The organism is Tellurirhabdus rosea, assembly GCF_026278345.1.
Lineage (GTDB): Bacteria > Bacteroidota > Bacteroidia > Cytophagales > Spirosomataceae > Tellurirhabdus > Tellurirhabdus rosea.
This window is the reverse complement of record NZ_CP111085.1, coordinates 4,613,733-4,626,699: the sequence shown is the minus strand read 5'-3', so window position 1 is coordinate 4,626,699 and position 12,967 is coordinate 4,613,733. Positions and strand designations below refer to the sequence as shown.

The window sequence follows — 12,967 nt, the reverse complement described above, 5'->3', positions numbered from 1 at the left end:
AATCAATCATTCAGTCATTAACCGATTGACTGAATGACCGAGTGCCCAGCCAACCCGCAGGTCGAAGCCCTTGGCGACGTGGCCGGTGGCGCGGAGACCTATGCCCAGTTCGAGGCGGCGGGCGGCGGCGTACAGAAGCTGGTAGCGCTGGTAAAAGCGGTCGGAATAGGGCGTGCCGGGATGGAACACCTGGTAGCCAAACTGAAGGCCGAACCGGTAACGGCCCTGCGCCAGTTCGTACCCGGCCAGCAGCCCCACCTGCCCGAAACGGCGGTCGGACCCATCCCGGCGAATGCGTTCGCGGACGGCGGCATCGGCGACGACCTCAGTGCCGAGACTCAGGGCGTGGAAGCGGTTCAGCCGGTACAGTCCGGTCAGCGCGGTGCCGAAAAGCGGCCTGGACACTTCCGGGAAGCGGTCGGTGGCCGCCAGCACATTCACCGAGCCGAAGACCTGCACTCGCCCCGCCCAGCGGCTTTCGAGCGGTCGCCTGTCTTTTCGGTAGTCCGGAAAAACGACCCGGCGGGGTTGCCAGGCCAGGCCCACGGCCAGCGTCGGGAAGTTCATGCCTTTGTTGGGTTGCCGGATGCCGCCGTTGGAAATGTGGTTGTAATGGGCCGCCGCCGTCAGGTCGAGCTGCGGCAAAAGGGCGTACGACAGGTGCAGGCTCAGCCCCAGCAGCGCGCTCACGGGCAAGCTGAAAAAGACGTTGTCCGGATTGGTCACCGGGTCGTGTACGCGGCTGAGGTAAGCGAGTCCGCCGGTAGCCCGCACCGATACGCCCGCCCGGCCGCGGTAGGCCAGCAACGGTTCGAAAAAGCCGCCCAAACTCAGCATCTGCCCTAATACGGCGGGGTTGTTGTAATCGACGAACGAGAGATACAGCCCCGTCCGGGCGAAGCAGTTGCAGGCGTCCCACGCCCGTCGGTCAGGCCGCACCCGGCTGTAGGTCAGCTCAAAACCTACGGGTTCGGTCTGGGCAAGGGGTCGCAGTTCTTTGGAATGTGGAATGATGAATCCCGATTGGACCACTGCTTCCAGGCGCTGAATGCTGCCGACGCTGTCCGGCTGCGCCCACAAACGACCCGGCAACAGGCTCCACAAACCCACAAAGCAAAGCAGTGTACGCATAGTGTTTTGGTGCTTCAGCGGTGCTCTTTTCTGAAAGCGGTCATTGCCCCCTTTCCGGGGCGATTGCTGTTCACCTAAAATAACCAGACAACCGGAACGCTGCTTCTTTATACGCAGCAAATCTTTTTTTATCTTGCCCTTTTAGCAGCCATCCCCATGCGTTTTCCCTTTTCTCTTTTTCTGGCTCTGTTGGGAGCCTTTTCTGCGTTTGCCCAGTCGTCGATTCCGACCGTCCGCACCAGGGAAGATTTTGTCTGGATTCGGTTAAACGGCGAGAAAGGGCGGTTCAGCAAAATCAACGAAACCCCTAACCCTTTTTATTTCAGCATCACCGCCCGGAAAACCGGCTCGGCCGTACAGCTTATTTCCGAACAGGATTCCATTTCGATTCTGCTTTATCCGGAAAAAACGACGGTCTTCCGCATTGTCCGGCAAGCCAAAGGCGACACGTTGACCTGTCATTTTCTGGGTGTTCCCGAAGCGGCCATTTTTTCGGAAGCGTACCAGAAAGCAAACCGCGGCAAAACCACCGTCGAAATCCCGGAGGTATACGAACTGCTGAACGTGGTGTTTGCGCTGACGGCCCAAAGCCGGAAAGACGAGAATCTGATTTACGACAAAACGCCTTATTACGAAGAAGTGCAGAAGCATTTTGCCCCCTGGCGGCAACATCCCGCGGTGCAGCGGCTTGATTCGATGCTGGCCGCCGGAAGCTATCACTCGCTCAAAATGGACAGTTACGCCTTTGTTTTTCAGGGCGATAAACTCGTCAACGGCGGCATCTACGACCGGATTAGCTGGGAAGATAAAAACACGCTCAGTCCCTCGCTGCCTCTGCTGGCGGACTTCGCCCGCACCTCGGGTTTCCGGCAGTTTTACCGGCAGCATCGGCCGTATTATACGAGCCTGACCGACGAGTACCGCCGCGAAATCGACGTGGCTTCGATGAAAAAATGGCTGGAAGCGCAGTTTCCGCGAACGCGTTACGACGGAATCAGGGTAATTTTCTCCCCGCTGGTGGCCTACAACCAGTCCGCGAACCGGTTTGAAAACAACGGGTACAAGGAAGCGCAGGCGCACGTAAATTTTCCGTACAAAAACCCGAAGTCATCGGCCACTCCGAAAGTACAGCAGGCGATCCGCATGGTCATTATCTTCACCGAACTGAACCACAACTACCTCAACCCGGAGGCCGAACGGTACGATAAACAAATCAAGGAGGCGTTCGAAAATCTGAAGTTCTGGACCGCCGGGAAAGCCTCGGACCACTACCAGGACCCGTTTACCTGTTTTGCGGAATACATGAATTACGCCCTCGTGACGCTGTATTTCTCGGACATCTTCGACGCCCAAACCGCCGAAAACCGCCGGAAAGCAACCGAAGAAAACATGGTCGGCAACCGGGGTTTCAGCCGCTTTGCCGAATTCGACCAGGAACTGCTCCGGCTCTACAAAACCCGCCAGCCCGGCCAGACCGTAGCCGATCTGTTCCCGGCGATACTGGAATGGGCAGGAAAAGTAAGAATGAATAATGAATGATGAATAATGAAAGCTCCGCCTTGTCAGAGCCCTGAATGAGCAAAGCTTTCATCATTCATTCTTAACTCATAACTCTTAACTCATAACTCTTAATTCCCTCCCGGCTTCAGCACTACCTTGATCAGTCCGGCTTCCTTGTCGTACAGCCGCTGGAACCACTCGGCCCCTTCGGTCAGCGGGGCTTCGGCGCTCAGGATGGCCTCGACGTTGATTTTGCCGGACGAAATCAAGGCCAGAGCGGCTTCGTATTCGCCGTTGATGGCGCAGGAACCCTGAAGCCGCAACTGCCGCGTCACGACGGCCTGAAGGGGAATTTCGACCTTCGGAGCCAGATTCCCCACCAGCGTGACGGTCGCCCCTTTCCGGACGCAGTCGATGGCCAGCGCCACCGTCGGCCCGGCCCCTACCACTTCAAACGACACGTCGGCGCCCCGGCCGTGGGTCAGGTCGCGGACGCGGGCGGCCACCTCGTCGGTTTTGGGGTTCAGCGTATCGGTCGCGCCGAGCTGCCGGGCCAGTTCGAGCTTGTTATCTTCCAGATCGACGGCGATGATGCGGCCGCAACCCGCCAGCCGGAGGGCCTGAATGACGAAAAGCCCGATCATCCCCGCCCCGACCACCACGGCCGAATCGTTGACCTGGATCGGTGTCAAGCTCAGGGCGTGCAACGCCACGGCCACCGGCTCCACCAGCGCCGCCTGTGTGAAGCTCACGTTGTCAGGCACGGCGTACAGAATGTGCTGCGGGACGGTCACAAACTCGGCAAAAGCGCCCTGACGCCGGAAATCCGGGGTCGAGACGCCCACCACTTCGCGGCCGTCGCTGAGGTTGTACATGCCCCGGCGGCTGTACCAGTCGTCGAGGGCGTAGACGGTCGAATCGAACGTGACCCGGTCGCCGACCTGCCAGCCTTTGACCTCCGCGCCCACTTCGGCCACGATGCCCGAAGCTTCGTGACCCATCACAATCGGCGGAATGCGGCGGCCGGAACTGCCGTCCATGCCGTGCACGTCGCTGCCGCAGATGCCGACGGCCTGCACGCGGACGAGGACATCGTTCGGTCCGGGCGTCGGACGGGGCAGGTCCTGAAGTTCAAAATGATTGTATTCGGTTAAGACTAATGCTTTCATGGCGATGCGGTTCTGTCAGGTGTAAATCCGCTGGAACGCTTCCCGGGGAATGGCGTCGAATTCTCCGTTCCGCAACTGCGGGTTGATTTCGTACAACGTAACGTCTTCGTAGGCGTCGGGTTCTTCGCCGAAGAGTTCGCGGGTTAAAGGTGCTGAGTACGCTTTTTTTACCCAAATAAACTTTTCCTCCGGCTTTTTGCCCCGGGCCGCGTTGTCGCCCAGCACAAGCGCGATTTTGCGCCAGTCGTTGAAAAAATACTCCTGCAACAGCGGAATCAGCTGGTTGCGGAACAGCCCGGCCAGGTCGGCCAGCGATTGCACCCCGAGAAAATACGCGTGCCCGAGCTGGTGGTCGCGGTCGTAGAGGAATTCGATGCGTTCGTTGATCGTCCGGAGCAAGGCCGCCAGATCGACCCCCTCGACCACCGGCAGCAAGGCCGCGTCGGGCAGCATTTCGCGGAAGGCGAACCGCCGCCGCAGAGCAATGTCCAGCAGGGCAATCGAGCGGTCGGCGGTGTTCATCGTGCCCACGACGTACAGGTTTCGCGGCACGCCGAACCGTTCGGCGGAGTACGGCAGGGTCAGCAGCAGTTCGTCCGCCGCCCCGAGGCGTTTGGAGGGTTCCAGCAGCGTGATGAGTTCTCCGAAAACGGCGGAAATGTTGGCGCGGTTGATCTCGTCGATCAGCAGCAGATGCGGTGGCGCAGCCCCCAGGCGCTCGGTCCGGCGGGCGGGCGTGTCGGCCAGGCAGTCGGGCAGCGAAGCATACCCCGCCAGCCGGGCCGCTTTTTCGCAGGATTCGTAGAAAACGCCCTTGCGAACCCGGTAGCTTACCTGCCCGCCACGCGATTCGGGCCGGATGCCCTCCAGAAACTCTTCGTAGCTGAACGAGGGGTGAAACGTCAGGGTGTCCGACGAAAACGGAGCCGCCAGTTGCCGGGCCGTGTAGGTCTTGCCCGTTCCCGGCGGGCCGTACAGGATGAGGTTCTGGGGAATGTCGGGCCGGGTCGGAGCATCCGCGCCGTAGGCCGGGGCAGCCTCAGCCACCTCGAACCGGGATTCGGCCAGCCGGGGGTCGCCCGCCAGCCGCAGAAGCTCGGCCAGATACGCTTCGTCTTCGGCCGCCCGGAAAATGGCGGGGTTGTGCTTCAGCGTATGGGGTCCCCGTTTGGCCGATTCCACCAGTTCGAGCAGCCCGTCGTGCCAGCATTTGCGCAGCACCTGATTGCCGAGGTATTCGGCCTGCGACTGTCCGATAATGACCGAAACATAGTCCGACTTGGCACTCAGCGGGTTAAAATCCACCCCGTCCAGATGCTGAAGCGGTTCGCGAAATTCCTTCCGGACGGTCAGCCAGTATTCCGCCTCGCTCCGGGCCTGTTTGACGAGCCGCAGGCCCAGAAAGGAATTAATGGAAGCCGAAATGGCCGGGTCTTTTCGGGCGACAAAGGCCAGTCGGGGGTCGCCATTCGGTAAGTTTATGATGTCGATTAACTCCTTCAGTAAACCAAAAAACCGCCGGACGGCCTCTGGCTGGTCTATTTCCCGTATTTTTTCCAGTAACTGCTGTTCTTGTTGTTCGTACCCCATCGGACATCCTGGCGTCGTAAATGCTCAAAATACGATAATTTTATAATTTGCGGTTAATCGTCCCGCAACCTATCCCGGCCCATGTTAAAGAACGGAAAGTCTTTTTTGCTGTTGTTGTTTGCCGCCGCCTGCCAGTCGCCACAGACGACCCTTTCGGACCGCGTCTGTCAGCTTACCCAATCAACCGAGCAGCTGACGGCGGAGGGTGTGGTCCTTTCGACCACCCGCCAGCAGATTGCCTACAACGCGCAGGGCCTTCCCGTTCAGTACAACCATCAGCTCGCCGGTCGCGACAGCAGTTTTGTCATCGAATACAAAGGCACCACGGCCGTGCGGGCGGTCAGCGTGCACAACCCGGCCAACCAGCTTATTTTCCAGTACAACGCCTCGAACCAGCTGGCAAAAGTGGCCTACATGCTCGGCAATAACGAACGGGGCGGGTGCAGCCTGGAATACGAAGGCGGCTCTCTGAGCCGTATTCTGGAAGTCTGGAAACCGGGTACGGCGGGTGCGCCTTATCAGCAGCGGAGTTTTCGGTTCCAGCCGAACGAAGACCAGAACGTGCAGATCCAGCGGGTTACGCTGACCGCTTCGAACGGCAGCGCGACGGAAGAAGAATGGCAGTTTTCGTTCGATCAGACGGGCCGCCGCTCGCCCTATGCGGACGTGGGTCCGGCCACGCTGCTGGCCGTTCTGTCCCTGACCAACCCGGCCGACCCGTACCCCTGCCGGTTCCTGCAGCGCACGGGCCTGTCGGGTTACCAGCGCTACAGTTTCCGCAGCGGCCAGCGCATCCTCCGCGAAGCCGCCACCGTCGAGCCGGAATTCGACGCCTTCCAGAACCCCATCAAAATCACCACCGACCTCACCGGAAACACCACCGGACCGAGGAAGCTGCAGCAGACGTTTCAGTATTTGTGCGTTGAATGAATTTTGAATGATTGAATTTTGAATGATTGATAGGTTGAATGGTTAAATGGCTCCGCTAATTCAGGCCTGCGGAGCAAATCAGTCATTCAACATTCAATCATTCAAAACTCTTCCCCTCAGCGCCTCGTACAGAATCTCCGCCGGGTGCTGGGCTTTGCGGCCGGTGCCGTCTTTGATCTGGTGGCGGCAACTGGTGCCGGGGGCGGCGATGAGGACGTCTTCGGGCTGCTTCCGGACGGTGGGAAACAGCACCAGTTCGCCGACCTGCATCGAAAGGTCGTAGTGCTCAGCCTCGTAACCGAAGGAGCCCGCCATGCCGCAGCAGCCGGACGGAATCAGGTGCACTTCGTAACCGGCGGGCAGCGACAGCATCTTTTTGGTGGCCGTCAGCGACGACAGGGCTTTCTGATGGCAGTGGCCGTGTAGTTTAATCAGCTTTTTTTCGGTCGTAAAGCTTTCTTCCCGGATTCGACGGGCGTCAATTTCCCTGGCGATGAACTCATCCAGCAGCAGGGCGTGCTTACTCAGACGGTAGGCGTCGGCCTTCAGGTGTTCCGAAACCAGATCGGGGTATTCGTCCCGGAACGACAGGATGGCCGAGGGTTCGATGCCGACCAGCGGCGTGTCCTCCGTGATCAGGTCTTTCAGCGCCGCCACGTTCTTTTCGGCAATGGCCTTGGCCTCGCGAACCAGCCCTTTGGAAAGGTACGTCCGCCCACTTTCGGCATGCTCCGGCAGGATGACTTCGTAGCCCAGGCCCTCCAGAAGCAAAATAGCCTTCTGCCCGACTTCCACGTCGTTGTAGTTCGTGAATTCGTCGCAGAATAAGTAAAGTCGGTTAGTCGCCGGTCGCCGGTCAAGGGTCGCGCCGCCGGATTTCGACGCAGAAAAACGGCCTGCCGACTTTTGACGGCTTTGGAACCACTTCCTGAGCGTTGTTCCCGCCAGGTGCGGCATGGTCCGTTCGGGGTGGAAGCCGACGGTGCGGTTGGCGAGTCGGCGGAGGGCGGGCGTGTTGTAGATGGCGTTGTAGGCCCAGGGCGCGAGGCTAGCCAGGGCCATCAGCCTCGTGAAATTACCGACCAGTCGGCTGCGCAGCGGCGTGCCGTTGGCGTCGTACTGCTGCTGCAGAAACTCCGCTTTCATGCGGGCCATGTCCACGCTCGACGGGCATTCGGCCTTGCAGCCTTTGCAGGAGAGGCAGAGGTCCAGTACGTCTTTCACTTCCTCGTAATCGTGCTTTTCGGGCTGGCCTTCGCGGGTGTAGAAATGCCGCAGGATGTTGGCCCGGGCGCGGGTCGTTTCCTTTTCGTTGCGGGTGGCCATATAGCTCGGGCACATGGTTCCGCCGGTGATGTGCGTTTTGCGGCAGTCGCCCGAGCCGCTGCATTTTTCGGCCAGATTAAGCAGTCCGCCCTCCGCCGAAAAGTCGAACACCGTTTTGGGCTGGGGCACGGCCTTGTCGGCTTCGTACCGCAGGGCCTCGTTCATCGGCGGCGTATCGACAATCTTGCCCGGATTGAAAAGGTTCTGCGGGTCCCAGGTGCGTTTGACGTCCTGCACTAGTCGGAAGGCCTCCTCCCCGATCATGAACGGGATAAATTCGCCCCGCAGCCGCCCGTCGCCATGTTCGCCCGAAAGCGAGCCGCCGTATTTTTTGACCAACTCGGCGGTATCGGCCAGCAGGGCGCGGAATTTCTGTCGTCCGTCGGTGGTCTTGAGGTTGATCAGCGGCAGCACGTGCAGTTCGCCCGCCCCGGCATGGGCCGAGTATTCGAGCGTCAGGCCGTGTTTTTCGGCGGCCATTTTTTCCAGCTCGTCAATGTAGTCGGGCAGGTCGCGGACGTCCACGGCGCAGTCCTCGATGAGGTTCACCGGCTTGTCGTCGCCCGGAATGTTGTACATGATGCTGAGGCCCGCTTTGCGGAGGTTCCAGGCTTTTTTGGCCTCGTCGCCGAACAGAATCGGAAAGGCGTAGCCCAGGCCGCGCGCCCGCAGGTCGGCAATCAGGGCTTCGGCTTTCTGCCGGACGGCCTCGCTGGTTTCCTCAAAGAACTCGACCATCAGAATCGCCTTCGGGTCACCCTGGACAAAATCCCGGTTCTTCGACTGCTCGATGTTGGTTTTGGTGAGTTGCAGAATGTAATCGTCCACCAGTTCGGAGGCGTAACACCGATGCTCCAGCGCCACCAGATTGGCTTCCAGCGAATGTCGGATGGTATCGGTATGGACGCAAACGAGCGCGCTTTCGGCCGGCGGCAGGGGCAGCAGGGCCAGCCTCGCCTCGGTGACAAAGGCGAGCGTCCCTTCCGAACCGGCCAGCAGGCGGCAGAAGTTGAATGTCCTGCTGGTGCCCGTTACACCCCCCGAAAGCGGCTCCCCGTCCTCCTCAAAAAACGCCAGCAGTTCATCGAGCGCGTAGCCCGTGTTCCGCCGGGTGATGGTTGGTTTGGGGAAACTCTCCCGGATGAGCTGCCGGTTTTTCGGCTGACGCAGTACCGCGTCGATATGCTGGTAAAGTTCTTGTTCGAGCGGACCCGAAACGCCCCGGCCCTCGCATTTGGCCCGGAATCCGGCTTCGGTGAGCGGCCCGAATTCGGCTTCGGTCCCGTCGCTGAGCAGCACGTTGACCCGTTGCAGATGGTCGCGGGTAGCGCCCCAGACGATGGAGTGCAGTCCGCAGGAGTTGTTGCCGATCATCCCGCCGATCATCGCCCGGCTCGCCGTGGACGTTTCGGGGCCAAACATCAGCCCGTACGGCTTCAGAAAAGCGTTGAGATCGTCCCGGATGACGCCCGGCTGTACACGCACCCAGCGCTCTTCGGGGTTGATTTCCAGAATTTTGGTAAAATGACTGGAGATGTCCACGACGATTCCCCCGCCCACGACCTGCCCGGCCAGCGAGGTGCCCGCCGCCCGCGGAATCAGCGAGGTGCGGTGCTGCCGGGCAAACTGAACCAGATGCCGGAGGTCGTCCACCGTTTGAGGAACGGCCACGGCCAGCGGCATTTCCTGATAAACGGACGCATCCGTCGCAAACAGTCGTCGCATGGCCGTATGCTCCGGCGAATCGTCGAAGTAAAGGCTTCCGATCAGGGATTTCTGAAGGTCGGCAAAGGGCAGCGATGGCGGGGCAATTCGGAACATAATGGGTCGAAAAAATAGTCCCTAAAGGTACGAATTTTTACGCGGAAAAGGGTCCGCATCCGCCTATTCCTGGGCCCTCTGCCCGAAGAAATCCGCGCCCGGCCGCCCGCCCAGGTTCCCGCCGCAACTTATCCGGCCCGCTGGCTTTCCGGATGGGAAATCGTTTCCAGATAGCGTATGGCCGCCTCCCGCGCGGCGGACCGGCGCGTTACGGTCGCCGGATAGAGCAGTCCGCTGAGGTCGTCGTACAGGGCCGCCGCGGCTCTGGTCGCATCGAGCAGGGAAGCGCGTTCGGGCCGGGCGACGGTGGCGTGTAACCGGGCCAGATCGTCAGCGGGAAGAATCATTTCCAGCTTCCGGACGCCCCGGGGCAGACTGCCGTGTTTCAGGTGCAGCAGCGGCCCGAGCACCATTCCGCGCAGGAACGAAAGAAAATCGAGCGCCTCCAGAAACTCCCCCCGGCCAATTTTGCCGACGCCGTAATGCACCCAGACCCAGTAGCGGTCTTCCAGCCAGGTAAAATCCGGCTGCGGAAACCGGTAATCGGTGGTGTTCAGCACCCGCGTCAATACCTCATCCCGTTCGAAGAGAATGACCGGGTTTTCTACCCGCTGCGCCAGTTCGGCCAGGGTCACAAACTTGATATCGACATGCAGCAACGGGTCGTCGTAGAGCACAATGAGGAGGCGGGGCTCGCCGACATGGTCGCCGGTGAAGGAAGAAAGCACCGTGCCCAGCCGCCCGGCCATCGACCGCATGGCGGCCAGTTCGGGCGCAATCCGGTCACGGGTCACGAGCACCAGGTCGATGTCCGAAAATTCATCCGTTTCGCCGGTAATCCAGGAGCCGCCCGCGGCCAGCCCCAGCACATTTTCGTCGGTGGACAGAATCTGAACGGCTTTTTCGGCAAACGCTTTCAGGAGAGGATTTTTCATGGAAGAACAGGTTGGAAAATTATCCCATAACCGAGCCTGTTCGGGAAACGTTCTTTGCAAACGGCCTTTTTTTGGGCCAAAACAGACCAGTCAATAAGATGTGCAGTCAACCGCCGGACGAGCGGGTTTATGCTACAGTTTAAACCCAAAAACTCAACGGATATGAGCATGAAACGGATCATCGGGTTGCTGCTGACGATTGCGGGCCTGATTGGATTGATTTACGGCGCGATGGACCTGACCAGCGGCGGAGTAGCCCGCGCGTCCCTTGTATACCTGGTGCTTGGCGGCATCTTTTTCTTCTCCGGCATCGGACTGATCCGGGGCACCAAGGATGAGGCGATATAATCAAAAGTCGTCCGTCGGTCCGTCGCCCCGCTCAGAATTCTGAGCGGGGCGACGGACCGATGGGTTAACTGACGGGCTCCAGTTCCTTCACCCGCTCGATTTTCCCCACGATAAAGATGTACGAACACGCCCCGATGAAACTCAGGGAGCCGATAAACACCAGTGCGGGCTGAAAATTGCCGCCTTTGACGAGGTAACCGATGACGATGGGCACGACGATGGACGCCAGATTGCCCATGAAATTAAAGACGCCGCCCGTCAGACCGATGAGGTGTTTGGGGGAAAGAATGGAAACGAACACCCACGAAATCAAGGCCATCCCCGCCCCGAAAAAGGCCAGCGCCATGAAGAAAATGACCATCGCCGTGTCGGCCGTGTAATTGGCCCCGACGATGCTCACCGACAGCAGCATGCCGATGATGATGGGCGTTTTGCGCGCCACGCCGATGGATTTCCCCTCCTTCACCATCTTATCCGAAATGTACCCCGAAAGCAACAGCCCCGCGCAGGCGGCCAGAAAAGGAATCGAGGCCAGAAAGCCGGTTTTGATAAAATCCAGCTTCCGGTATTCTACCAGATACGTGGGAAACCAGGTCAGAAAGAACCAGAGGGTGGCGTTGACGCAGAACTGGGCGATGTAAATTCCCCAGAGCGTCCGGCGATTGAGCACCTGTTTCAGGTTTTCGCGGTTCCAGACGCTCAGACCGGGGCCCGTTTTCCGGGCGCGGAACAGTCCACCGCCCTCTTCGATATGGTTCAGTTCCGCTTCGCTGACGCGCGGATGGTCGAGCGGATCGCGGTAGAAGAAATACCAGACAACGCCCCACACAATACCGACCAGACCGGTCACGACAAACAGCCCTTTCCAGCCGACAGACACCTGCAACGCCGTGAGCACCGGCGTCAGGAAGGCCAGTCCGATGAACTGCCCCGACACGAACAGCGCGATGGCCGTCGCCCGCTCCTGGTCCGGAAACCAGCTCGTCACGACCCGGTTGTTGATGGGGTACGACGGGGCTTCGAACGTGCCCGTTGCCAGCCGCAGCGCAAACAGACTCGCAAAGCCCCGGGCGAATCCCTGAAAAACGGTGCTAACCGACCAGGTAATCAGACAGAAAGCGTACAGCACGCGCGGGGCGTATCGGTCCGCAATGAGTCCGCCCGGAATCTGGAGAAAAGCATACGCCCAGCCGAAAGCCGAGAAAATATACCCCATTTCCACCTTCGACAGGCGGAGGTCTTTGCCGAGGGCCGAAGCGGCCACCGACAGATTGCTCCGGTCGAGGTAATTGATCACCACGTTGACAAACACCAGCGCCACCATGGCGTACCGGATGCGGGACATTTTTCCTTGTGCCTTCATGGGCGTACGGTTAGATGACTGAATGGTTGTATGGTTTTGGCCGAATGGTTTAGAAGCTTACCGGGCCGTCCAGCCGCCGTCGACCGTCAGCAGCGAGCCGACCATGTAGCTCGCGGCGTCACTGGCGAGGAAAATCGCCGCGCCCTGAATTTCGCGCAGATGGCCCCAGCGGCCCAGCACGGTCGCCCCGACGACAAACTTCTGCCCTTCTTCCGTATCGGCAATCGGCAGGTTCATTTCGGTCAGAAACGGACCCGGGCAGATGGCGTTGACGTTGATGTTGAACGGGGCCAGTTCGACGCCCAGCGCCCGGGTCATCTGCACCACGGCCCCTTTGCTGGCCGTGTAGGGCGTCCGGTTGCCCAACCCGACCAGACCGAGCGTGCTGGCGAGGTTGATGATGCTGCCCCGCCCGGATTCTTTCATGTAGGGCGTTACGGCCCGGCAGCAGAGCCAGGTTCCGGTCACGTTGACGCGCATGACCTTTTCGAAATCGGCGGGACTGATCTCGTCGATGGGGCCGCGGATGTTGATGCCCGCACTGTTGATCAGAATGTCGATGCGGCCGAAAGCCTCCATCGCCGCCCGGGCCATCGCTTCGGTCTGGTCCTTGTCCGTAATGTCGGCGGAGAAGGACAAAGCCCGGATGCCGTAGTGCCGACTCAGTTCGTCGGCGGCCCGGGCGCCTTCGTCCGCCGTGCGGTTTACGAGCAGCATATTGGCTCCGGCCGAAGCCAGTCCGGCGGCCATGGCCAGCCCCAGTCCTTTGGAACCGCCCGTTACGATGGCGGCGCGTCCGGTGAGGTCGAATTGTTTGATTCCGGGGAGTACGGTTGTCGTTTCCTGTAGCATGC

10 protein-coding genes are annotated in these 12,967 nt (G+C 60.0%); 3 read left to right on the top strand and 7 right to left on the bottom strand.

Features of this window, described 5'->3' with window-relative positions; all coding sequences use genetic code 11:
- Positions 1-6 precede the first annotated feature (6 nt).
- The gene (locus tag ORG26_RS19625) at positions 7-1,131 is read right to left on the bottom strand and encodes an acyloxyacyl hydrolase (RefSeq protein WP_266364808.1); all 1,125 of its coding nucleotides are present in this window, start codon (positions 1,129-1,131) and stop codon (positions 7-9) included.
- A 156-nt stretch (positions 1,132-1,287) separates the two neighbouring features.
- Between ORG26_RS19625 and ORG26_RS19620 the strand changes: the two genes are divergently transcribed.
- Positions 1,288-2,670, top strand: coding sequence for a DUF4932 domain-containing protein (locus tag ORG26_RS19620; RefSeq protein WP_266364806.1), 1,383 nt, complete (start codon positions 1,288-1,290; stop codon positions 2,668-2,670).
- A gap of 89 nt (positions 2,671-2,759) precedes the next feature.
- Here the strand turns inward: ORG26_RS19620 and ORG26_RS19615 are convergent, their stop codons facing one another.
- Together ORG26_RS19615 and ORG26_RS19610 are read right to left on the bottom strand one after the other, a co-directional pair.
- Positions 2,760-3,800, bottom strand: a complete 1,041-nt coding sequence (locus ORG26_RS19615) for a galactitol-1-phosphate 5-dehydrogenase (protein ID WP_266364804.1) — start codon at positions 3,798-3,800, stop codon at positions 2,760-2,762.
- A gap of 15 nt (positions 3,801-3,815) precedes the next feature.
- Positions 3,816-5,390 (bottom strand): McrB family protein, encoded by a 1,575-nt coding sequence (locus tag ORG26_RS19610; protein WP_266364802.1) that lies wholly within the window; start codon positions 5,388-5,390, stop codon positions 3,816-3,818.
- Positions 5,391-5,471: 81 nt separating this feature from the next.
- On the opposite strand from ORG26_RS19610, the gene ORG26_RS19605 reads away from it, so the two are divergent.
- Positions 5,472-6,320, top strand: a complete 849-nt coding sequence (locus ORG26_RS19605; RefSeq protein WP_266364800.1) for a hypothetical protein — start codon at positions 5,472-5,474, stop codon at positions 6,318-6,320.
- Positions 6,321-6,413: 93 nt separating this feature from the next.
- Here the strand turns inward: ORG26_RS19605 and ORG26_RS19600 are convergent, their stop codons facing one another.
- Together ORG26_RS19600 and ORG26_RS19595 are read right to left on the bottom strand one after the other, a co-directional pair.
- Positions 6,414-9,467, bottom strand: a complete 3,054-nt coding sequence (locus ORG26_RS19600) for an FAD-binding and (Fe-S)-binding domain-containing protein (RefSeq protein WP_266364798.1) — start codon at positions 9,465-9,467, stop codon at positions 6,414-6,416.
- Positions 9,468-9,595: 128 nt separating this feature from the next.
- A complete protein-coding gene (locus ORG26_RS19595; protein ID WP_266364796.1) occupies positions 9,596-10,402 on the bottom strand; it encodes a nucleotidyltransferase domain-containing protein in 807 nt (268 codons plus the stop codon).
- 168 nt (positions 10,403-10,570) lie between these two features.
- Here ORG26_RS19595 and ORG26_RS19590 point away from each other — a divergent pair, with 168 nt between their 5' ends.
- On the top strand, positions 10,571-10,750 hold the full coding sequence (locus tag ORG26_RS19590; protein ID WP_323134299.1) for a hypothetical protein: 180 nt from the start codon (positions 10,571-10,573) through the stop codon (positions 10,748-10,750).
- 64 nt (positions 10,751-10,814) lie between these two features.
- Here ORG26_RS19590 and ORG26_RS19585 read toward each other — a convergent pair whose 3' ends face one another.
- Positions 10,815-12,113: an MFS transporter gene (locus ORG26_RS19585; protein ID WP_266364793.1), complete on the bottom strand. Its 1,299-nt coding sequence runs from the start codon at positions 12,111-12,113 to the stop codon at positions 10,815-10,817.
- Between the two features lie 57 nt (positions 12,114-12,170).
- The gene (locus tag ORG26_RS19580; RefSeq protein WP_266364791.1) at positions 12,171-12,965 is read right to left on the bottom strand and encodes an SDR family NAD(P)-dependent oxidoreductase; all 795 of its coding nucleotides are present in this window, start codon (positions 12,963-12,965) and stop codon (positions 12,171-12,173) included.
- Positions 12,966-12,967: the final 2 nt, after the last annotated feature.

Coding starts and splice junctions, on each gene's coding strand:
- ORG26_RS19625 (WP_266364808.1), bottom strand. CDS start 1,131: ATGCGTACACTGCTTTGCTTTGTGGGTTTGTGGAGCCTGTTGCCGGGT.
- ORG26_RS19620 (WP_266364806.1), top strand. CDS start 1,288: ATGCGTTTTCCCTTTTCTCTTTTTCTGGCTCTGTTGGGAGCCTTTTCT.
- ORG26_RS19615 (WP_266364804.1), bottom strand. CDS start 3,800: ATGAAAGCATTAGTCTTAACCGAATACAATCATTTTGAACTTCAGGAC.
- ORG26_RS19610 (WP_266364802.1), bottom strand. CDS start 5,390: ATGGGGTACGAACAACAAGAACAGCAGTTACTGGAAAAAATACGGGAA.
- ORG26_RS19605 (WP_266364800.1), top strand. CDS start 5,472: ATGTTAAAGAACGGAAAGTCTTTTTTGCTGTTGTTGTTTGCCGCCGCC.
- ORG26_RS19600 (WP_266364798.1), bottom strand. CDS start 9,467: ATGTTCCGAATTGCCCCGCCATCGCTGCCCTTTGCCGACCTTCAGAAA.
- ORG26_RS19595 (WP_266364796.1), bottom strand. CDS start 10,402: ATGAAAAATCCTCTCCTGAAAGCGTTTGCCGAAAAAGCCGTTCAGATT.
- ORG26_RS19590 (WP_323134299.1), top strand. CDS start 10,571: ATGAAACGGATCATCGGGTTGCTGCTGACGATTGCGGGCCTGATTGGA.
- ORG26_RS19585 (WP_266364793.1), bottom strand. CDS start 12,113: ATGAAGGCACAAGGAAAAATGTCCCGCATCCGGTACGCCATGGTGGCG.
- ORG26_RS19580 (WP_266364791.1), bottom strand. CDS start 12,965: ATGCTACAGGAAACGACAACCGTACTCCCCGGAATCAAACAATTCGAC.